The sequence below is a fragment of the Treponema sp. OMZ 798 genome (assembly GCF_024181385.1).
Taxonomy (GTDB): Bacteria; Spirochaetota; Spirochaetia; order Treponematales; family Treponemataceae; genus Treponema_B.
Window position 1 is genome coordinate 2,678,855 of record NZ_CP051305.1, and the last position, 19,788, is coordinate 2,698,642.

15 protein-coding genes and 1 pseudogene are annotated in these 19,788 nt (G+C 38.0%); 13 read left to right on the forward strand and 3 right to left on the reverse strand.

Annotated elements, in window-relative coordinates; genetic code table 11:
• Nucleotides 1–8: 8 nt before the first annotated feature.
• Both E4O07_RS12420 and E4O07_RS12425 read left to right on the forward strand, forming a co-directional pair.
• Nucleotides 9–593 (forward strand): DUF3793 family protein, encoded by a 585-nt coding sequence (locus tag E4O07_RS12420; protein WP_253686288.1) that lies wholly within the window; start codon nt 9–11, stop codon nt 591–593.
• Between the two features lie 35 nt (nt 594–628).
• Nucleotides 629–1,066, forward strand: a complete 438-nt coding sequence (locus tag E4O07_RS12425; protein WP_253686289.1) for a flavodoxin — start codon at nt 629–631, stop codon at nt 1,064–1,066.
• A gap of 92 nt (nt 1,067–1,158) precedes the next feature.
• On the opposite strand, the gene E4O07_RS12430 is transcribed toward E4O07_RS12425, so the two are convergent.
• The 3 genes from E4O07_RS12430 to E4O07_RS13455 form a co-directional block, all read right to left on the reverse strand.
• Nucleotides 1,159–6,231, reverse strand: coding sequence for a FlgD immunoglobulin-like domain containing protein (locus E4O07_RS12430; RefSeq protein ID WP_253686290.1), 5,073 nt, complete (start codon nt 6,229–6,231; stop codon nt 1,159–1,161).
• 142 nt (nt 6,232–6,373) lie between these two features.
• Nucleotides 6,374–7,240, reverse strand: a complete 867-nt coding sequence (locus E4O07_RS12435) for an Rpn family recombination-promoting nuclease/putative transposase (protein ID WP_253686292.1) — start codon at nt 7,238–7,240, stop codon at nt 6,374–6,376.
• A gap of 129 nt (nt 7,241–7,369) precedes the next feature.
• A complete protein-coding gene (locus tag E4O07_RS13455; protein ID WP_305879946.1) occupies nt 7,370–9,097 on the reverse strand; it encodes a KHG/KDPG aldolase/sugar kinase fusion protein in 1,728 nt (575 codons plus the stop codon).
• Nucleotides 9,098–9,311: 214 nt separating this feature from the next.
• Between E4O07_RS13455 and E4O07_RS12450 the strand changes: the two are divergent.
• The 11 genes and pseudogenes from E4O07_RS12450 to E4O07_RS12500 all read left to right on the forward strand — a co-directional run.
• Nucleotides 9,312–9,485: pseudogene (locus E4O07_RS12450) on the forward strand (ISAs1 family transposase); the annotation flags it as partial.
• Between the two features lie 21 nt (nt 9,486–9,506).
• Nucleotides 9,507–9,689: a hypothetical protein gene (locus E4O07_RS12455; protein WP_253686294.1), complete on the forward strand. Its 183-nt coding sequence runs from the start codon at nt 9,507–9,509 to the stop codon at nt 9,687–9,689.
• Nucleotides 9,690–9,696: 7 nt separating this feature from the next.
• Nucleotides 9,697–10,101 carry an ISAs1 family transposase gene (locus tag E4O07_RS12460; protein ID WP_253686296.1) on the forward strand — a complete coding sequence of 135 codons (405 nt, stop codon included), beginning with the start codon at nt 9,697–9,699 and terminating at the stop codon, nt 10,099–10,101.
• Nucleotides 10,102–10,148: 47 nt separating this feature from the next.
• Nucleotides 10,149–10,394, forward strand: a complete 246-nt coding sequence (locus E4O07_RS12465) for a hypothetical protein (RefSeq protein ID WP_253686298.1) — start codon at nt 10,149–10,151, stop codon at nt 10,392–10,394.
• Between the two features lie 84 nt (nt 10,395–10,478).
• Nucleotides 10,479–10,766: a TRL-like family protein gene (locus tag E4O07_RS12470; protein ID WP_253686300.1), complete on the forward strand. Its 288-nt coding sequence runs from the start codon at nt 10,479–10,481 to the stop codon at nt 10,764–10,766.
• A 57-nt stretch (nt 10,767–10,823) separates the two neighbouring features.
• Entirely contained in the window at nt 10,824–11,345 is a 522-nt protein-coding gene (locus E4O07_RS12475) for a hypothetical protein (protein WP_253686302.1), read from the forward strand.
• A 105-nt stretch (nt 11,346–11,450) separates the two neighbouring features.
• Nucleotides 11,451–13,322 (forward strand): adenylate/guanylate cyclase domain-containing protein, encoded by a 1,872-nt coding sequence (locus E4O07_RS12480; protein WP_253686304.1) that lies wholly within the window; start codon nt 11,451–11,453, stop codon nt 13,320–13,322.
• Nucleotides 13,319–15,397 carry an adenylate/guanylate cyclase domain-containing protein gene (locus tag E4O07_RS12485; protein ID WP_253686306.1) on the forward strand — a complete coding sequence of 693 codons (2,079 nt, stop codon included), beginning with the start codon at nt 13,319–13,321 and terminating at the stop codon, nt 15,395–15,397. The genes E4O07_RS12480 and E4O07_RS12485 overlap by 4 nt, the downstream gene beginning before the upstream one ends.
• 22 nt (nt 15,398–15,419) lie before the next feature.
• The gene (locus E4O07_RS12490) at nt 15,420–17,117 is read left to right on the forward strand and encodes an FAD-dependent oxidoreductase (RefSeq protein ID WP_253686308.1); all 1,698 of its coding nucleotides are present in this window, start codon (nt 15,420–15,422) and stop codon (nt 17,115–17,117) included.
• Nucleotides 17,118–17,127: 10 nt separating this feature from the next.
• On the forward strand, nt 17,128–18,486 hold the full coding sequence (locus E4O07_RS12495) for an APC family permease (protein WP_253686310.1): 1,359 nt from the start codon (nt 17,128–17,130) through the stop codon (nt 18,484–18,486).
• A 17-nt stretch (nt 18,487–18,503) separates the two neighbouring features.
• Nucleotides 18,504–19,760 (forward strand): YeeE/YedE family protein, encoded by a 1,257-nt coding sequence (locus tag E4O07_RS12500; protein ID WP_253730562.1) that lies wholly within the window; start codon nt 18,504–18,506, stop codon nt 19,758–19,760.
• Nucleotides 19,761–19,788 lie beyond the last annotated feature (28 nt).

A 19,788-nucleotide genomic window follows, 5' to 3' on the forward strand; every position in this document is an offset into this window, starting at 1 on the left:
ATAGATTCATGTTGAATATCGCTAACATCGAATATAATTTAGCTTATTCCTGCGCTCCTTGCTTGGCGGGGTTAAAACCGTCAAATTTGATGTCCATTTCGGCAGAGGATTTTAAGCAATTCTTTTTGCTTGATAAGGACTTGCTTGAATCCAAGGGGTTTTACCTAAGGGTTTTGTGTGCCTGCGAAAAGGGTGTGCAAATTCTTTTATACAAAAAAAAGGCCTTAGAGGCTTTGATTAGGGATGAGAGGGTTCAAGCGGCTCTTCTAATGTTCGGCTATGAGCCGGGGATGAGTTTGGAGGATATGCTGAATCGTTTAGCTTTAAGAATGCACAGCTCGCAGGCAGACAGGGGTTGTAAAAGATGCCGGACATTTCCGCATGAGATAGGGCTTTTTTTAGGCTATCCCGTATACGATGTTTTGGAATATTACAGGCGAAGGGGAGAGGGGTGTATTTTTTCGGGTTATTGGAAGGTTTATTCCGATGCCGAAAAGGCTGCCGAAATCTTTGACCAGTATAATGAATGCAAAAAGCATTTTGCTTTGCAGATAGAAAAGGGCTTGAGGCTTTACGACTTGTTAAGCGCTTGAGCTTTGATTAATTTTTTAACCATTGGAGGTTTTTTATGGCAAAAATTGCTGTTATTTATTGGAGCGGAACAGGTAACACCCAGTCTATGGCAGAGTCCGTTATGGAAGGCTTAAAAGCGGGCGGAGCAGATGCTTCTTTATTTACCGTTTCGGAATTCGGATCGAAGAGCATTGATGATTACGATAAGATTGCTTTCGGATGCCCGGCAATGGGAGCCGAAGAGCTTGAACCGGATGAATTTGAACCCTTCTTTGCTTCAATTGAAGGAAACTTGTCCGGCAAAAAGATTGCCTTGTTCGGTTCATATGAATGGGCCGGAGACGGTGAAGGCGGAGAATGGATGAGAAACTGGGAAGCCAGATCTAAGGATAAGGGAGCCGACTTGTTTGAAGAAGGTTTGATTATCTATGATGCTCCCACCGCTGCAGGAAAAGACAAGTGTAAGGAATTCGGCGAGAGATTTTCAAAATAAATCCTGATTGTTTTTCTAATTAAAAAGAGCTTAAAACTGCTTTTTTAGGGCTTAAGAAGCGGCAGCCTAAGCCGCCGTTCTTTAAGCCTTTTTTATTTTATGACAAGGATTTTTCGTACTTCGTCTATTTCGGGACCTGCCACTCTTACAAAATACATACCGCTTGCGACCGCATTGCCTCCGTTGTTTCGGCCGTCCCATGTAACAAAATGGTCTCCGGCATTTTTATGGGATCGGGTAAGGGTCCGCACAATATTTCCGTCCAATGTCATAATCTGAATGGTGAGCATTCCCGATTTTTTTAGATGGGCACCTATTGTTGCTTCCTGACCTTTGTTGGGATTTATAACATTGTCAAAAATTGAAACCCCTCCCTTTTGCTTTTGTACTCCCACAATTTTAAAGTTCCAGACATCAAAAGAAAGAATATTGTTTGCGTCTTTTAAGCGAGTGCAAGGAAGCCATCCATCGTAGACATACATAAACTGACCGATCTTATCTTTTACTAAGTAGTTGTCGGTTGAAGGGATAATGAAGTTTATTTGATTTCCGCTTCCTCCGGGGATAGGCGAATATTCATTTGCACCAGATTGGGAGCTTGCATAGTTTTGTGCAGCCGGCGGCGGAGTAATAGTATTGGGGTACCAAAACCCTCCCGTATTGTTTTTTGAAATAAAATACAGTTTGACATTATCTGAAGCCGCTTTTTTTATTGTAGGTATAGTAACATCCAGTGTAGTTAACCCCGGGTCATTCGTTGCTGCTCCAAAATCGTAAAGAACAATGGAGTTAAATGCTTTTAACGGGTCTACAATGTTAATTCCTATGTCGGAAATGTATTGCTTGTGCGGAATATTTGTACCAAAATAATTTAAATTTATCTGATAAGAGGGAGTAAGAATATGTTCTGCCGAGATAGCATTATTAAGCGGAATTTTCCATACCCCCGATCCCTCAGACGATGCATTATGTAAATCTGATGTATAAGGAGGAGGTGGTGGAGAAGGAGGGCCGTTTGTGATTGTTAAACTACCGGCGTCTAAAGCTTTAAATTCTTCGAGAGATAACTCTGTGTTGTTAAATAAGAGATAGATATAAGGTTCACCTGGTTTTGCAAAGGAATTGACTATATTCAAGCCTGTTTTAAAAAAGACCCAACCGTTTTTACTTTTTTCTGCGCCGAAATTATCTTTACTATCTTTTACGACATAGTATTTGCCGTTCGGCTGAATTTTTACTTTTTCGGTATAAATTTTTAAGTAGTTTCCTTTTGCATTACCTCCAGTTAAACCATGGTTGTTGGTAAGATGAATTTGTGCATTATTATAACCATCTATCGTTAATAGATTACCGATTGCACCGGAGAGGGTTAAATAGTTTGCAACGCTGATTTTATTTTCAATAGTAAGAGTTTTTCCGCCGGCACCGGTACATTCCAACTTGTGGAATTTTGTATTAGGGGCATCAGAAGTTCCTGAGATTTTGACCTCATTCGCCTTATGGTTTAAAGTGACCGTTTTGCTTTTTGCTGCGGCATCTAATACTCCTTGATTATTCAGACCGACGGTAATCGTTATATCCGATTCAAGCTGTAAACTCGAGCTCGAATTTATTTGTAAATTTTGTATACTGCCGCCTTCTATATTGTTGTTGTTTTTGCCTGAAAGTTTTTGAGTTCCGCTTCCGTTAAAGATAATTAAGCCCCGATCTGCTGCGGTAGAGGATGCATTCAATTTTTTTGCCGTAAGATCTCCTCCCACGGTTATAATTCCCCCCGTAAAGGCTAATTCGTTTGCGATATCGATATTGCCGGTTGCGGTAATCCCGCCCCAAGAAGTCCAATTATTTCCGCTTGAAGTTATATTTCTACCTTCAATGTCAGAGTTTCCCGAATTCCAAACCCCTGTAACTTTAATATCTGTTCCGGCTTTTATAGTTCCGTCTGTAGATGTCCACTTATTTGCTTCTATATCTGTTCCGGCTGTAACAGTTCTGGTGTTTATATCGGGATTCCATGTCCAGTCTCCTCTTACCTCAATTTTACCGCTTGTTGCGGTAATATCGCCTCTAAAGCTCCAATTGCCTCCACTTACGGTAATTTCGTTTGCGGCTTTAGCAAAGCCGCTTGTAGACGACCAATTTCCGGTTGCGGTAATGCTTCCCGTTGAAGTATTATTACCTGAAGAGTTCCATGTGGCGGCAGTAACAGTAATGTTTCCTGCTTTAATATGGCTGCTGGTGGTTATTGTCGCACTTGTGCTAGTAAGAAAAGTAATATCATTTGTACCGGCTTTTATTTCTCCTCTGTAAGTTTGAGCTCCGTTTGATGTTGATGTATCGATGGTTATTGATTTTTCAATAGTTAATGTTTCGTTGACTTTAAGAAAGGCTGCTTTTATTGTATCGGGTACACCTGATTCAAAGGTTAAATTTTGATAAGGGCCTTTATCAATTTCTGCATTTGCAGCGGTTACATTTTGATAAACTATAGTGGAACCGGCTATATGGTTAAAGTCAGGGCGAACGCCTCCACCGGGCTGATTAAGCCAGGTTTTTTGTGCATCTGTTCCATGCAGATAAACTGTACCATGATTATTTAAGCCCGTTGTTATCGGCATAGGCGGTAAGCCCGCTATACCGGCTGTAATCATATACTCATTTAAATATAATTTTGCATTTGCTTCAACCTTAACTTGTTTAGCTTGAACATCAGTTGTTAATTGAGGATAATTAGTACACCCTTGCGGTATTATAACATTTGTTGTTGGTGTCGGAGCGGCTGCCGGTGCCCAATTTGCGGATATACTCCAATCATTGCCATTCTTTCCTGTCCAAGTTAGTGCGGCAGGTGAACTAAAGACCCAGTTTTCGGGTTTGCCCTGAGCGAGTTCTTGTCCTGTTCCCTCAGGTCTACTGAATGTTGTTGTATATTTATATGTTGACGAATTTACGGATCCAATTGGAATATTTGTTTTGACCTTAAGCCATTTACCTCCGGATTTATTGTTATTAATACAAATAGCAGAATTAGGGGTTGCCGCGCTGCCCTCACCTTCAATTGTGAGCAATTGATTGTCAGCGGTGCCGGACCCTTGCAAGATTAAGTTCCCGTTTACGGAAACTTTTCCGTTTACCGTAAGCGTTTTTCCGCCGCCGCCTGTAAGGCTTAAATTATTGAATGTCGTATTACCCGCATTGCCGGTACCCGTAATCGTTACGGTTCCGCCCGGCGGAGGGGCAAGGGTGACCGTATGAGTTCCGGCGTTAAAGGTTCCCTTATTGGTAAAATTCTCTGCAATAGTTATAGACGAGCTGAGGCTGACATTTGCATCAATTCCCTGTCCCGAGTTTTTGTCTATTATAAGATTTTGTATGTTGTGTCCTACCGGATTTGTAAATACAAGCGTCTGCAAAGTTCCGTTACCGTTAAAGGTAAGAGCTCCCGATGTTTGATTAAATTGGGCGGCAGTCAGGCTTCCTTTAAGCGTTACATCTCCCGCAGTCCACGTATTTGAGTGTGTTGCATTATCGGCAGTGATGCTTCCATGCGCCACAACGAATGCATTAGAAGTCCAGTTTCTTTTCACGGTAATATTGTGAGCTCTAATTGTTCCTCCTGAAGAAGTCCATGCGCCCGTGCCTGCGTTTACAGTGATATCTCTTGCTTGAATGGCTCCCGTAGAAGTCCATGCGCCCGTGCCCGTATTTAGGGTGATATCTCCGTTAGCCGGAGCTATAGTAATATCTTTTTTTGTCTGTATTGTACCGCTTCCGTCAAAAGTAATAGAACTTCCATTAGTGTTTATATATTCTTCAAATATAATTCCTGAGGGTGAATTGGAAGTAAAAGTTGTTGGTTTGTATAAAAGCACAGAGTTTTTATAATGCTGCGAATCGGCTGTAACGGTAAAGTTTGCTCCTACATTGTCGGCAACGGTAAAATATCCATTGACTACCAAATTTTCCGTAGTAATACTTGTTTTTCCGCCGCTTACTTTTAGATTTTTATAGGGGCCTTCCCAAATGTCCGATGTTGCAGGTGAGGCACCGTAATATTCTATTGTAGAGCCGGAGCCGTGGGTTATATTATTATTATTGGGGCCGGAATTATTAATTTCAAGCCAGTCTTTTTGCCCGGGACTGCCCGGATTTCCTGTTGCTGTTCCGGTCATTTTGAGCGTACCGTTGTTCGTAATATGAGTTGTTACCGCACTGCCGGTTCCGCTATCCCGAATAATTTCTGCACCCAAATCAAGTGTTGCACCTGCCCCTACCGTAACGGAAGAAGCTTGCGCTGCGGGGTTGAATGGGGAGGTTGGATTCAGTTTGGGATATGTAGCTCCGGAGCCGCCTGCGGGAATTATTACAGGCCAATCGGCTGCCGGAACCGCTGCGGGAGTCCAGTTGTCTCGAGTATTCCAATCCGTACTTGCTGCATCGGTTTTCCATGTAGAGGACATCTGTTCCCAGTTTGATGGTTTGGGATGGTCTAAATAGCTTTTTGCAACATAATATTTTTTTCCGCCTTCTATAGGAATACCTGATTTTACGTTAAGGTAATAACCTTTTTTTGTGCTCGGGTCGGGAATTTGATCCGATGTAAGCGTTATACCGGAGGAAGTTCCAGTGGTACCTTTGACTGTTAGATTATTTGCATCTGTACCGCTTATATCAAGATTGTCTACCGTAATTTTTCCGTTTATTGTAAGCGTTTTTCCGCCTGCGTTTGTAAGTTTTAGCATGTGAAACTTTGTTTTGCTTGCATCGCTGGTACCCTTAATTGTTATATCTACGGATGAATTAAGCTCTACCGTGGTACCGATATTTGCTATAAAGCTTCCGCCATTATTCGTAAAATCATCGCGGAGGGTTAGATATCCGGAACCAGATATGGAAATAGAACCGGAGTTAATTGTAAGTGAGTTTATTGCTATAGGGGTAATAATTATGGGAGAATTTGTACTATAGATTATAGTTACATTATCGTTATTAGAAGGATAGCCCGGATGACCGGAAGGAAGAGTCCCTGTATAGGTCCAATTAGTGCTTAAATTCCATGTAGAAATTGTCGCATTTGGGTTCCACGTGAAATCTACTGCAAATCCCGCCGTTATCACAAAAAGAGTATATATCAACATAAATAGAGTTTTTCGTATTTTTTTCATACTATAATTATACATCTTTTTTTGTGAAAAATCCAGTCTAAGCTGTGGGGAAATTCAATGGGTAATTGGTAATGGATAATGCGTGGTTTGAATTAAGCAATCACACATTTTTTTGGACAAGGACTTTGTACTTCGCCCTTTGTTACAGTTCTTCTATTTCTTGAATGCTGAGGCCTGTCCCTTCTGCTATTTTAGCAATATCAATACCAAGCCGCTTAAAGGCTGCAGCAGTTTCAAGCTTATTTTGGTAAGCACCTTGTGATATGCCTTGTGCTACACCTTCGCGATAACCCTCACTTATACATGATGCCCTGTCGTTTTCATATTTCATGCGGGAGTCATAGAGCCATTTTTCTTTCGGGCTCATTTCCATTACTATAATTTTATCATTTGCTTTTGCCATTACTTTAGAAGTTTCTGCCAGCATCTTTCTTACCTCCGGATTATCAGTTTCGATAAATTTAAGCCAGTTTAATAAGCGTTTTGTTTTATTATCCTTACACTGACCTTCTTTTAACAGCCTTGCCTTTTCAAGGTTTAATATATGTATCTCAAGTTTTGAAACTAAAGGCTCTTTTGTGTCTTGTTCAAGAATAACGTACTTATTATGCAAACGCTTATTTTTATTAAAGCCTTCCCCTATTAAGTTTATTGTAATACACTTTGGAAGTTTTGTATAGTCTTGGCCTTGTTTGACACCTTCATTATACATCTTAGACCAATAATACAAGGTTCTTTCAGGGAAATCAAAGAGCCATCTGTTTTGAATCTCAATATCAACAAAAGTCCCATCTTTTAGTCTTAGTTTTATGTCCAAAACTCCTAACTTTTCACTTAAGAGTTCTTTATGAAACTCCTTATCCAGAAGTTCCAGCCCTGCGATGGTTTCAGGGGGAATGTCTAATATACATTCCAGTAAGTCCTGAAGTACATCCTTGTTTTCTTCCACTCCGAATACACGTTTAAAAGCATAGTCGTTACGGAGGGTTATTTTAAACGGTTGTGTCATATCAACCTCCATAAAATTTATTTAGAAAGAGAAAATTTCTCCCCTTTCATAATTATTGTATGAAGAGCTTGCAATGGATAGTAAAATTGAAAAAAGAATTTATATTTTTTTGATAGATAATGGCTGCCCCTACCTCTGCACCCTTCCCGAAGCATCTCCTTGTGCGAGTGTTAAAACCTCATCGAATGAAACTTGGTTAAAGTCTCCATTTATGGAATGTTTTAAGCAGGAGGCTGCCGAGGCAAAGTCTATTTGGGCTTGAGGTGAAAAGCCTTTTAGTTCGGCACAGATTAGGGCTGCAGCAAAGCTGTCGCCGCCTCCCAATCGGTCGACTACCTGCATTGTATATTTTTTGCTGAAATAGGCTTTACCTTCGGTGTAAAGCATTGCAGACCAGTTGTTTTCGCTTGCTGATGTTGATTCCCTCAAGGTTATTCCTACCTTTTTAAAGCCGAAAGTTTTACACAGTTCTGAAGCAACTTCCTCATAGCCATTTTCGTTCAGCTTGCCCGAATTTACATCAGTATTTTTTGAGGTGATTCCGAAAACTTTCTCAGCGTCTTCTTCATTTGAAATACAGATATCGACAAACTCGCAGATACGGCTCATTGTTTTTTTTGCTTCCTCGGTGCTCCACAGTTTTTTGCGGTAATTTAGGTCGCATGAAACGGTAATTCCCATTGTTCTTGCCGTCTTGCAGGCTTCAAGGCAAATTTCGGCGGCGTTTTTGCTTAGGGCAGGGGTGATCCCCGTAAAATGGAACCATGAGGCTCCTTTGAAAATCTCTTTCCAGTTAAAGTCATTCGGTGAGGCTTCGGCAATTGCAGAATTGGCCCTGTCGTATATTACTTTGGATGCCCGCTGAGAGGCTCCTTTTTCCAAAAAATAGATACCTACTCGGTTTCCTCCGCGGATTATGCCTGAAACATCTACACCGTACCGGCGTAAGGAGTTTACTGCTGCCTGACCGATTTCGTGGGAGGGGAGTTTTGTTATGTATGAGGACTCCATTCCGAAGTTGGCTAAAGAAACGGCAACATTAGCTTCCGCCCCTCCGAAGACCAAGTCTAAGGTGTCGGCTTGAACAAAGCGGTTGAATCCTGTAGGGGATAGGCGTAGCATTATTTCACCCATTGTTACAACCCTCGGTGTTTTATTTGAAGATAGATGCTGTGCAGTCTTTGATGTTTTTGAATCGGAAGATGAGGCTGTTTTTTTAGGATTACGGGCTTCTTTTACCTTTTTTAAGGCAAGAACCGATTCTTCTTCTATTTTTTTAAAATTACCTGATTCTATAAGCTCTTTTGAAACCATCCAGCTTCCGCCACAAGCAATAACCTTAGAGAAGGCTGCATATTCTGCAATATTTTGGGCGTTTATTCCGCCTGTCGGCATGAATTTTATGTTCGGATAGGGGGCTGAAAGAGCCTTTACAAATTTTAAGCCTCCGGCAGCCTCAGCCGGGAAGAATTTTACGGTATTAAGGCCGAAACTCATGGCTTGTTCTATTTCTCCGGCTGTGGAAACTCCCGGGATTACCGGATATCCTGATTTGACGCAGTGTTCTACAACCTTGGGGTTTAATCCGGGGCTTACGATGAACTTGGCTCCCGCAGCAATAGCCTTGTCGGCTTGTTCGGGCGATAAGACCGTCCCTGCTCCTACAAGAAAATCGGGAAAGTTTTTTGAAAAAATTTGAATAGCTTTTTCGGCTGCTTCCGTTCTAAATGTGATTTCGGCACAAAGAAGACCGGCATTAGATAGCGATTTCCCCAACTGGAGAGCATCTTTTTCATCTTCTAAAACTATGACCGGCACAATCCCTATTTTTTCGATTTTCTGCAAGATTTTGTTCATAAAAGCCTCTTTGTAAGTTTATTTTGCCCTTTATAATTTATATCGGAATATTCTACTATAAATCTTATTATTTGTTGGTTAAAGTAGAAAAAACTATTAAATATTCAAAAAAATATGTATAATGATGCCCGGAAATCAATTTTACTAAAACCTGCCGATAATGTAGGTATGGAAAAGCGAAAATATATTTGATTACTTCAGCGACATCAAAATAATCAGCAATCACGACGGATATTTTTACAGCGTAAACGAAGCTTTAAAAATATTATTACTTGGCTTTCTTTGCGGACGTAAAAACATTAGAGAAATACACGAGTGGGCAACTGAAGATATTATAAAAGAAAAACTTAGCAAAGAATTCGGCATAGAGAAAATACCTTGCTATTATTGGCTAACCTGTCTACTTAAATTGATAAACATAGACTCATTAAACGAATGTTTTATGAATATGGCTGAAGCTCTTATCAAAGAATACGGTACAGAAAAACCTCTTACAATAGCAATAGACGGAAAAACTATCCGTTCAACAGATAAAATGAGCAGCTATGAAAGTCCGTTACACATAGTTTTAAGCTCAGGTTGCCGAATTTGATATAACATTGGCACAAAAATGTGTTAAAGGAAAGACAAATGAGATACCAACCGTTCAAGCTCTTATAAAAACTCTTAATATAAAAGGGCATATAATTGTTGCAGATGCCTTAAATTGTCAAAAAGAAACAACAAAAATCATAAAAGAAGGAAAAGGGGACTATTTATTATCTGTAAAAGGAAACCAACCTTTACTAAAAACGGATATTGAAGAATATGTTCAAGATGAAATTTTAAGACAACAAATGGACACGGCTTGTACGAGTGAAAAAAATCGTGAAAGAGTTGAAAAGCGAACAGCCTTCTGTACAACCAATTTAGGTTGGATGGATAATAAAAAAGAATGGGAAGGGTTAAGTTGTATTGGAGCTATTCATTCAGAGTTTAAGAGTAAGAAAGAAAAATCTGATTGATGAGGCATTATTATATTTCAAGTAGAAAACTTACAGCTGAAGAACTATTGGAGATAGCAAGAAAAGAATGGGCTGTAGAAACCATGCATTGGTTATTAGATGTTCATTTTAGAGAAGACTTTTGCCGGCTTTTAGATAAAAATCTACAACAAGCATTGAACATAGGACGAAAAGTAGCATTAAATTTGATATCGAGATACAAACAAAAAAATGCACCTAAAGCTTCTTTGTCACACATTATGTTTAAAGCTCTCATGGATATATCTTTTATCAAAAAAATATTACAAAATTGATTTCCGTGATAATGATGATGCCGAGGTTGACATAAATGTGAAAAAATGGTAATAATTTACAATAAATAATTTAAGGAGAGACTTATGAAAAAGGTTGCTTTAGTTTTGTTTGTTGTACTTGCTGCTCTTTTAATTGTATCATGTTCAACAGTTAAACCGGTTGCAGGTGCTACAGGAATTGTAGGAAGAAAGACCGGTGAAGCTTCTCAGGCATTCTTTGGTCCTTATCCCATGAAAGGTGAGGGAGGAATCGCTCAGGCTGCCAAGAACGGCGGCATCACAAAAGTAGGAACAGTTGATATTAGAATTGACTATCCTGCAAGTCCTGCTATTCCCTATTATATCGTAACCACAGTTGTTACAGGGGAATAAGTTTTTTTAGCTTTAACGGCTTCACTTTTTGATAGTGAGGCCGTTTTTTTAGATTGTATGAAAAAATATTTTTTTATTTTAATACCTTTTTTAATGTTATTTTCTTCGTGCTTGACCGGTCCTTCAGGAAAAGAGAAGGTTATAACGGCTTATATGGAATCGGGTAATATAAAGTATTATATTCGTCCGGGTAAAATGGTGTTACAAAATGAAAAAGATACATCAAGCCATGTGATGGCCGATTTTACCTATCAAATGAGACAGAGAGAATATGTTTCGGATGCCTATTTTAATTTTACCTTAAATAATAAAGCAGATGCATTTGTTTTAAAAGCTTATTTTGTTTTAAACTCTGATGAAACCATAGAGCTTTTTGAGCTTAATACTCTGGATAGAAATCTATCTTTGGGGTACATAAGGGTTTCCACGGTTCTTAAAAAAGAAAAGATTAAAGATGTTTTAGAATCTTTGCATAAAGGTGAGGCTGTTTTGAAGGTGGAGCTTGATAATAATACCGAAAAGGAATTTATAGCTTCACAAGATTTAATAATCCGTATTGAAGAAGCTTTTTATAAATAACCATTAACCTATTGACAATATCTAATATTAGAGTATCATCTGTAAAATATCTATTGTTATGAATATGTTTATTGTATGCAAGATCTTTGCTTCTGGGGTAAGTGTGTGAAAAAGTTTGTTCTAGTTTCTATCTGTACCTTTTTTTTTTCTTCATGTATAAAACCTTATAATTCTGTGCCTAATCCTGTGGTCAAGGGTGTTTTTGACGCAGAAAATATTGCCGTAGGCGATATACAGGTTCTTGAAGGGGAGTGGATTTTTATTCCAAATAAATTTGTAGACCCTCTGGAAGATTTCGGTAAATATAGCCGTTATGAAAATATAAATACATCTTGGCATAAGTATGGAGACGGGCTGTCTGTTTACGGATATGGAACCTATGCCTTAAAAATAAAAAACCTTTCTTCAAACGGTGTATATGCAATAAAAACGGCAACGGTTTCTTCAGCCTTTATTGCATACCTTGAAGGTAAGGAAATTTATAGAAGCGGTGTTGTAGGTAATTCCCGCAAATTTGAAACCTTTAATTGGGATGCTCCGTTTATTACCCTTCCGACCTTTGGAAAGGAAGATGTAACATTAGTTTTTCATGTGTCTAATTTTAGTGATAATAAGGCCGGATTTTTAAAGCCCATAGAATTCGGTTTTTACTCTACCCTTTTAAATGCAAAAAATGCAAGCGTTTTAACTCTTACTATATTGGCCGGTATACTTTTGTTGGCTGCTGCATTTTTTATTTCTCTTTCTATTTTTTATCCTAAAGAAAAACAATCCCTTTATTTCGGTTTGTTGGCCGCTAATTTTTGTTTAAGGATTTGCTGCTATGATGAATTTTTACTTACAACAATAATACCCGGTATCAGCGGAGAAGCTCTTTTTAAAATAGGCTATATAACACTTTCATTGGGGATTATTTTTGTATCATTTTTTATACATAACCTTTTTAGCAAAATAAAAAGCAGATATTGGGTTGTTATGCTTTTTCCCGGAATATTGTACATTATCATAAATATTTTTGCGCCCATGAGAGTTTCTGCTATCCTTCTTCAGCCGGCTCAAATATATGTTCTATTGTTTGCCGCATATAATATAATAGTCGTCATCAGGTCTGCTTTAAAAAAAGATACATCGGCTATTCTTTTTTTGACGGGATTTTCAATTTTTTTAATTTTAGGCATAAGGGATATTTTAATTGCAAATAGGATTATACAGGGCTTTTTTCTATCACATATAGGAGTTTTAGTCTTGTTGATTCCGATGGCTATTGTTGTTTTGAATAATTTTAGGGACAGCTCTAATAGGGTTATCGGAATTACGAAGCAGATAGAAGCTACAAACGAAGCTCTTGCAAAATTTGTTCCTAACGAATTTATGAGCTTTTTAAGAAAAAAACACGTTGATATTAAGTTGGGGGATAATATTTTAAAAGACATGTATATAGCCTTTATTCATTTAGGTGTTTATACAGGCTTGGAAACCGAAAAAGAAAGGTTGAGTCTTCTTAGAATTTATAATGATACTCTTGCAAATATCAATCCTATTATTCAGGCCCATAACGGATTTATTGACAAATACTTGACTGAAGGTTTAATGGTTCTTTTTTATGGTTCGGCAGATGATGTTATAAAGTGTATGCTTGAAATTAAATCTATAGTTCAGTTTGAAAATATGGACAGAGAAATAAGTAAATTGCCTAAAATAGATCTTGCTGTAGGTATTCATTATGGAAGGCTTATGCTTGGTACTATTGGAGAAGAAGAAAGAATGGACAGCACCGTTATATCCGATGTTGTTAATGTTGCTTCCAGACTTCATTTTTATGCTCTAAAAAAAGGAGTAAATATTTTTATCAGTGAAGTTGTCAAAAAAAATGTAATTAATCTGCCTCTAAATGAAGTAAAATTTGAATATAACGGCTTGGTAAGATTTAGAGGAAAGGATGAGCCGGTTAGAATATATGAGGTAAAAAAATTATGACAGCCGAAAAGAAAAGGTTATTTTTAGGTTCTATCCCTTTTTGTTTTTTATTTATTCTTTTGTATTTAACTAATTTGTTTAAACCTATTTATGAACAAAAAATTATAGATTTGGAAGTAAAAAAAGGTAAGGTAAATATTCCCGCTAAGACTTTATCAGATTCTTCTCTTTTTTCTTTAAGCGGAGATTTATATTATACACCTAATCAGTTTTATTCATTAAAAAATAGTTCTGAAGAGGTTTATGTTAAGGTGCCGGGTGATTTTTTAAGTAAGGATTTAGGGAATGTGTTTGGTTACGGATCTTACGGTTTAGAATTATATGGTATGGATCCGGGGACCATCTATGCAATTCATGTTCCCCATATTTTTAGCAGCTGCAGTATTGTAATAAATGGAATAGATCTTGAAAGTCAAGGACAACCCGGTATAGATCGGGAAACGGAAAGTCCGGGAACCAGATCTTCTCAAATAGCTTTTAGACCGCTAAAAGATGGAACAGCCAATATAGTTATAAATGTTTCCAATTTTTTTAACAATAAAGGTTATATTTCGGCTCCGATTATTTTGGGGGAAGCAGCTCAAATAGGGACAATGTTTAGAGAAGACTTGATTTTTTATGGTATGATATTTGCCGTGACTTTTTCGGTTGCCTTATTTTTCTTTATGCTCTCATTTTTTCATAAAAGTTCCTCCTTTGTAATTTGGTTTGCTTTGACATCTATGGTGCTGGCCTGGCGCGGGATTTTCTTTTATCCTCATATTTTTGTTATTTTATTTCCTAATACCCCGTGGTTATTTAATTTTATTATGAGGTATGTTACCGTGCCTCTGCCTATAATTTTATTTACGGTTTTTATAAGTACAGCTTTAAAATTGCGGTATAAGATTCCTTATATCATTATATTATCAGTATCGGTTTTATATGCGGTTTCCACCATAGTTCTTCCGCCTGAGGTTTCCACATTTTTATTGGTTTACTACCAAATTTTTGCTTTGTTTTGTGTAAGTTATATTATCATCATCGCAATAATAGGTTTGAAAAAGAAGAAAGAATTTTCCGTGTGGATATTTATTGCGACATCCGTATTATTTTTATTTGGTGTTTATGACCTATTGGTTTCTTTAGGTATTATACCGGGAGAATTTTTTATTCAGATAGGAACGGTTTTTGCAGTTATTATATTGTCGATAATGGTGTTGGATGACTATTCCGCTTCGATAAAGAAAATAGAAGACCTAAGTGTAGAAATGAAGCTTATAAACAGGTCTCTTATTCGGTTTGTGCCGGATCAAATTGTAGAACTTTTGAATAAAAAGTCCATAACTGATGTTAAACTGGGAGATAGTGTTGAGCTTACAATGCCCATACTTTCAATAGATATTCGCTCCTTTACTCACACTTCAGAAAAACTTGCTCCCAATCAAGTTTTTGAATTATTGAATGAGTATTTTGCATTGGTAGCTCCCATTGTTCGTAAATACAATGGTGTAATAACGAAGTACTTGGGAGACGGCTTTTTTGCTTTGTTTCCTGATGGTGCAAATGCTGCTCTTTTATGCGGAATAGCTATACAAAAGGCTATTCGAAATAACAGCATTGCAGCTCCTAATTCTTCTCCTTTAAGAATAGGTATAGGAATCGATATGGGAGATATTCTTTTAGGAACCATAGGTAACTCTACCCGTATGGATAGTATTATTATTTCCAATTCTTACCATGTTGCGGAAGTCTTGCAGGAGTCGACAAAAAAGTATTCTTCATGTATTATTATTTCCGATAGAATTTATGAGGCTCTTAATGATATTTCCGAGCATTATATCAGGCCCATACAAAGGGTTAAAAATTCATCGAACAAGGAAACTTTTTTGTATGAGGTTTATGATTGCGATGATGACCTTATTCGAGATTTAAAATACAGCACTCAGTCCTATATGGAAAGTGCTTTAAAGGCTTTATCGAATGAAGGACTTGAATCTGCCGCTAAATACTTTGATAAGGTTTTAGGTATATTCCCAAACGATTCTGTTGCTCTGTATTATAAAAAAATATTTGAAAAGATAAGTACGCGATAAAATTTATTTTAAGGAGTAGTTTATGGCAAAGAAAGTTGTAATTGTAGGAGGCGTAGCAGGCGGAGCTTCCGTCGCAGCAAGGGTTAGACGCTTGGATGAAAATGCTGAGGTCATTATGTTTGAAAAAGGCCCTAATGTATCTTTTTCAAATTGTGCCTTACCTTTTTTCTTAAGCAGGATTGTTCCGGAAAGTGAGGATCTTGTTTTGATGACTCCGGAACAGTTTAAAAAGCAATATAATATTATTGCAAAGACTTCGCATGAGGTTCTCTCGGTTGATCCGTCAAAAAAGACTGTAAAGGTAAAAGATTTAAATGCCGGAAAAGAATTTGAAGAGTCTTATGATGTGTTGGTGCTTTCACCGGGTGCTGCTCCTGTTGTTCCTCGGGCCATCCTTGGACATGATAAGCCCCATGTCTTTACTGTAAGGAATGTTGTGGATATTAAAAAACTTGATGATTATGTTACCGCTCACAATGTAAAAGACATAGCCGTTATCGGTGCAGGTTTTATCGGTATTGAAGTTGCAGAAAATTTTAAGCTTGCAGGTAAAAACGTTTCTCTTGTAGAAAAGCTTCCTCAAGTTATGGCTCCCTTCGATTATGATATGGCCCAAATTCTTCATAAAGAAATACACGACAAGGGTGTAAACTTGGTTTTAGGTGACGGAATAAAAGAAATCGGAGATAACTTCATTGTTCTTGAGAGCGGCAAAAAACTTGATGCCGGTGTTGTAGTTATGTCTTTGGGTGTGCGTCCCGAAATTGCCTTAGCTCAAAGTGCAGGTGTAAAGCTAGGAGATTCCGGGGCTATTTTGGTTGATCATAATTACCGCACCAATATAGAAGATATTTATGCTGTAGGTGATGCTATCGAAGTAAATCATTTTATAACAAACAAAAAGACAAGGCTTACTCTTGCCGGTCCTGCTCAAAGACAGGCTAGGGCTGCTGCAGACGATATGTACGGCATTCCCCATAGAAATACCGGAGTTATCGGTTCTGCCGTTATTCAATGTTTTGATTATAATGCCGCATGTACAGGTCTTAATGAAAGAGAGTGTCAGGCTCAGGGAATTAACTATGACTGTTCTTATGTTATTCCGGGAGACAAGGTTGGCCTCATGCCTGATGCAAATCCCCTCTTCTTTAAGCTGATCTTTGCTAAGCCTTCGGGAAAGATTTTAGGTGCACAGGCTATCGGTAAGGGAAATGTAGATAAGCGTATAGATGTTATAGCTTCGTTTATCATGCTGGGCGGAACTTTGGAAGATCTAAAAGAGTTGGAGCTTTGTTATTCTCCTATGTTCGGTACTGCAAAAGATATTGTAAACCATGCAGCTCTTGTAGGTTTAAATATTTTAAACGGTGTTTATAATCAGGTTCCCGTTACAATGGTGAGAGAGCTTGTCGAGTCAAATGCCTTTATTGTTGATGTGCGAGAGCCCAAGGAATTTGATGCAGGTCATCTTGTAAATGCTGTAAATATTCCTTTGAGTCAACTGCGTGAAAGAATGAGTGAGATTCCGAAAGATAAACCCGTATATGTACATTGCCGCTCCGGTCAAAGAAGTTATAATGCTCTTTGTGCTTTGAAGGGCAAGGGTTATAAAAATATAGTAAACATTATGGGCTCATTCTTAGGCATCAGTGTTTACGAATATTTTAATGATGTTAGTCAAAATAGAAAGCCGATAGTGACTAAATATAATTTTAAATAGGAAGAAGCTTTTGGAAGAAAAAAAAATACCGGCAAATGTAAAGGGGTTATCAAAATTCGATGTTTTAAATCTTGTAATAGGTTCTATTATCGGATGGGGCTCCTTTATTTTGCCGGGGACTCTTTTTTTACCTACTTCGGGGGTTATAAATACCGTCCTCGGTCTTGTGATAGGCGGCCTTTTTATTATTGTTATACAAAAGGCTTATCAGGTTATGCTGTATCATCATGTGGGCGAAGGAGGTGAGTTTTCCTATACCTTGGCAAATATGGGAAAGGTTCATGGGTTTATTGTAGGCTGGTCGTTAAGTCTTTGTTATTTGAGTATGATTCCTTTAAATGCAACCGCCTATGTGCTTATACTGCGTAAGATTTTTGGGGAGGTGATTTTATGGGGTTATATGTATGATTTCGGCCCTACAAGTGTTTATCTTGCCGATATTCTTATCGCCTCCGCTCCCATTATTATTTTTACTATAATCAATTTAAGAGGGCTTTCATTAAGTGCAAAGATACAAAATATTATGAGTTCTGCCCTTGTGCTGATTGTTATAGTATTGTTTTTTATAATTATGGGTAAAAGCGATTTAAAGGTCTTTTCGGATAATTACTTGGGATTGGATAAAATATCCTTGGCAAAAACCGCATCGATAATAGCTATAATTCCTTTTTTGTTTGTGGGCTTTGATGTGGTTCCGCAAGTGTCCTGTGATTTGGGTTTTCCGCCATCTAAGACGCATTTGCCTACGATTATTTCCATAGTATTCGGCATTTTGCTGTACAGCCTTTTAAATATGATAGGAGCTTTTAGCTATGGTCCTGAGGAAGCGGCTAAGGTTGAGTGGGCCGTTGCCTCATCGGTTACAAGTACGACAGGCTCTATCGGTTTTTTCTTTTTGCTTATCGCAATTTTTTCGGCTGTTACCGGCGGTATAAACGGTTTTATGATAAGCAGCAGCAAATTGCTTGGTGCCTTATCGAATGAAAAATTGTCTCCGGCATTTTTGGGTAAAAAGAACGATAAGAATTTATATCCGAATGCAATTTTGTTTATTGCCGGGATAAGTTTAATAGGTCCGTGGATAGGAAGAGAAGTAATTATTTTGATTGTGGATATGGCCTCTGTATTGGCTGCCTTGGCCTATACCTATGTCGGTATGATAGGAATTAGAAAAGGCAAAAACTTATTTGAAAAAATAATGTGTGCTTTTTCGGGGCTTATCGGTTTGGTATTTATAGGCCTTCTTTTAATTCCCGGGTCTCCTGCACAGCTGACAAAGGAGTCAATGTTTTTTTTGATAGCTTGGACGTTTCTGGGCTTTTTATTTTATAGATTCGGTACTCGCCGAAATGAAAAAAGTAAAGAATAGTTTATAAGGAGTTGCGTATGAAAAAAATCGAAAACATTATCGGTTTTGCAGTGCTTATTTTGAGCATTGTTTTGGGATCCGCTCTATTGAAGACGGATATGTTGTTTTTTAGATGGGTTATAGGAATGGCCTTCGGTTATGTTTTGACCCGTTCTTTTTTCGGCTTTGCAGGAAGTATCAACAGAGCATATCGAACCGGCTCGACAAAACTTATGAGGGCTTTGATGCTGATGTTTGTACTTTCTGCAATTCTCACTTCAGCCTTTCTTATGTTTGGCGATGTTAAGGTTTATAACCTTTGGATTAACCCTATTAACTTGGGGCTAATTGTCGGCGGTATTCTCTTCGGTTTTGGTATGAGTTATTCTTCTTGCTGTGCTACAGGAACTCTTACTGACTTGGTTACAGGTTTACCGCGAGCACTTATTACTCTTCTATTTTTTGGAATAGGTGTTTTTGTGGGCTTCCCCCTTCAAGCCAGACAGTCTTGGATTAAGGAATCTTGGTTTAAAAGCGGAACAGGCCGCGGCGTTTTTTTACCGGACTTGTTTGCTTCTGAAGGAAAGAGCGGTTATTTAGGTGCAATTATTTTAACAGCCTTGCTTGCCGGTATTGTTGTTGTCATTTCATACATGTATGAAAGCAAAAGAAAAAAGAATAATCAATATTCAGGTGTAGGTTCAGAACAGGATCAGGATGCTGTAAAGGAACTTGATACTCATAATTATAAATTGTTTAGTGAAACAACTTATAAAAAAATCTTTGTCGAGCCCTGGTCTTTAACTATGGGTGCTGTTTTGCTGTCTGTTTTGTTTACACTTTTAATGGGAGTTACAAAGGCCGGTTGGGGTGCTTCAGGACCTTTCGGTTTTTGGTTTGGAAGATTGTTAAAGTTTTTTGGAATGAGTGTTGATTCCATTGTTGCCTTTACAGGAGGTAAACCAGTCCCTTATACAATGCCTTTCTTTGAGAATCCTTCTTTTGTACAAAATATAGGAATCATTGTAGGAACATTGATCTGCCTTCTTCTTGCAGGAAGCTTTACTGAGAGCTTTAAGTCCGAGTTAAAAATTAAGGCTAAAGATGTTTTGATTTTTGCAATCGGAGGTTTTGCAATGGGCTTCGGAACAAGGTTATCAAACGGATGTAATGTCGGTGCCTTGTATACCCCAATTGCAAACTTTTCGCTTTCAGGATGGATATTCTTAATTTGTCTTGTTGCGGGCGGTTCTTTAGGAAACTATACTCTCACAATGCTTAATAAAAAGAGATAAGTGAAAAAAACGCTTTAGAATTTTTCTA

Excerpts from the sequence above, each read along its gene's own strand:
- E4O07_RS12500 (WP_253730562.1), top strand. The coding sequence starts at position 18,504 with ATGAAAAAAATCGAAAACATTATCGGTTTTGCAGTGCTTATTTTGAGC.
- E4O07_RS12485 (WP_253686306.1), top strand. The coding sequence starts at position 13,319 with ATGACAGCCGAAAAGAAAAGGTTATTTTTAGGTTCTATCCCTTTTTGT.
- E4O07_RS12490 (WP_253686308.1), top strand. The coding sequence starts at position 15,420 with ATGGCAAAGAAAGTTGTAATTGTAGGAGGCGTAGCAGGCGGAGCTTCC.
- E4O07_RS12420 (WP_253686288.1), top strand. The coding sequence starts at position 9 with ATGTTGAATATCGCTAACATCGAATATAATTTAGCTTATTCCTGCGCT.
- E4O07_RS12425 (WP_253686289.1), top strand. The coding sequence starts at position 629 with ATGGCAAAAATTGCTGTTATTTATTGGAGCGGAACAGGTAACACCCAG.
- E4O07_RS12475 (WP_253686302.1), top strand. The coding sequence starts at position 10,824 with ATGAAAAAATATTTTTTTATTTTAATACCTTTTTTAATGTTATTTTCT.
- E4O07_RS12435 (WP_253686292.1), bottom strand. The coding sequence starts at position 7,240 with ATGACACAACCGTTTAAAATAACCCTCCGTAACGACTATGCTTTTAAA.
- E4O07_RS12470 (WP_253686300.1), top strand. The coding sequence starts at position 10,479 with ATGAAAAAGGTTGCTTTAGTTTTGTTTGTTGTACTTGCTGCTCTTTTA.
- E4O07_RS12430 (WP_253686290.1), bottom strand. The coding sequence starts at position 6,231 with ATGAAAAAAATACGAAAAACTCTATTTATGTTGATATATACTCTTTTT.
- E4O07_RS13455 (WP_305879946.1), bottom strand. The coding sequence starts at position 9,097 with ATGAACAAAATCTTGCAGAAAATCGAAAAAATAGGGATTGTGCCGGTC.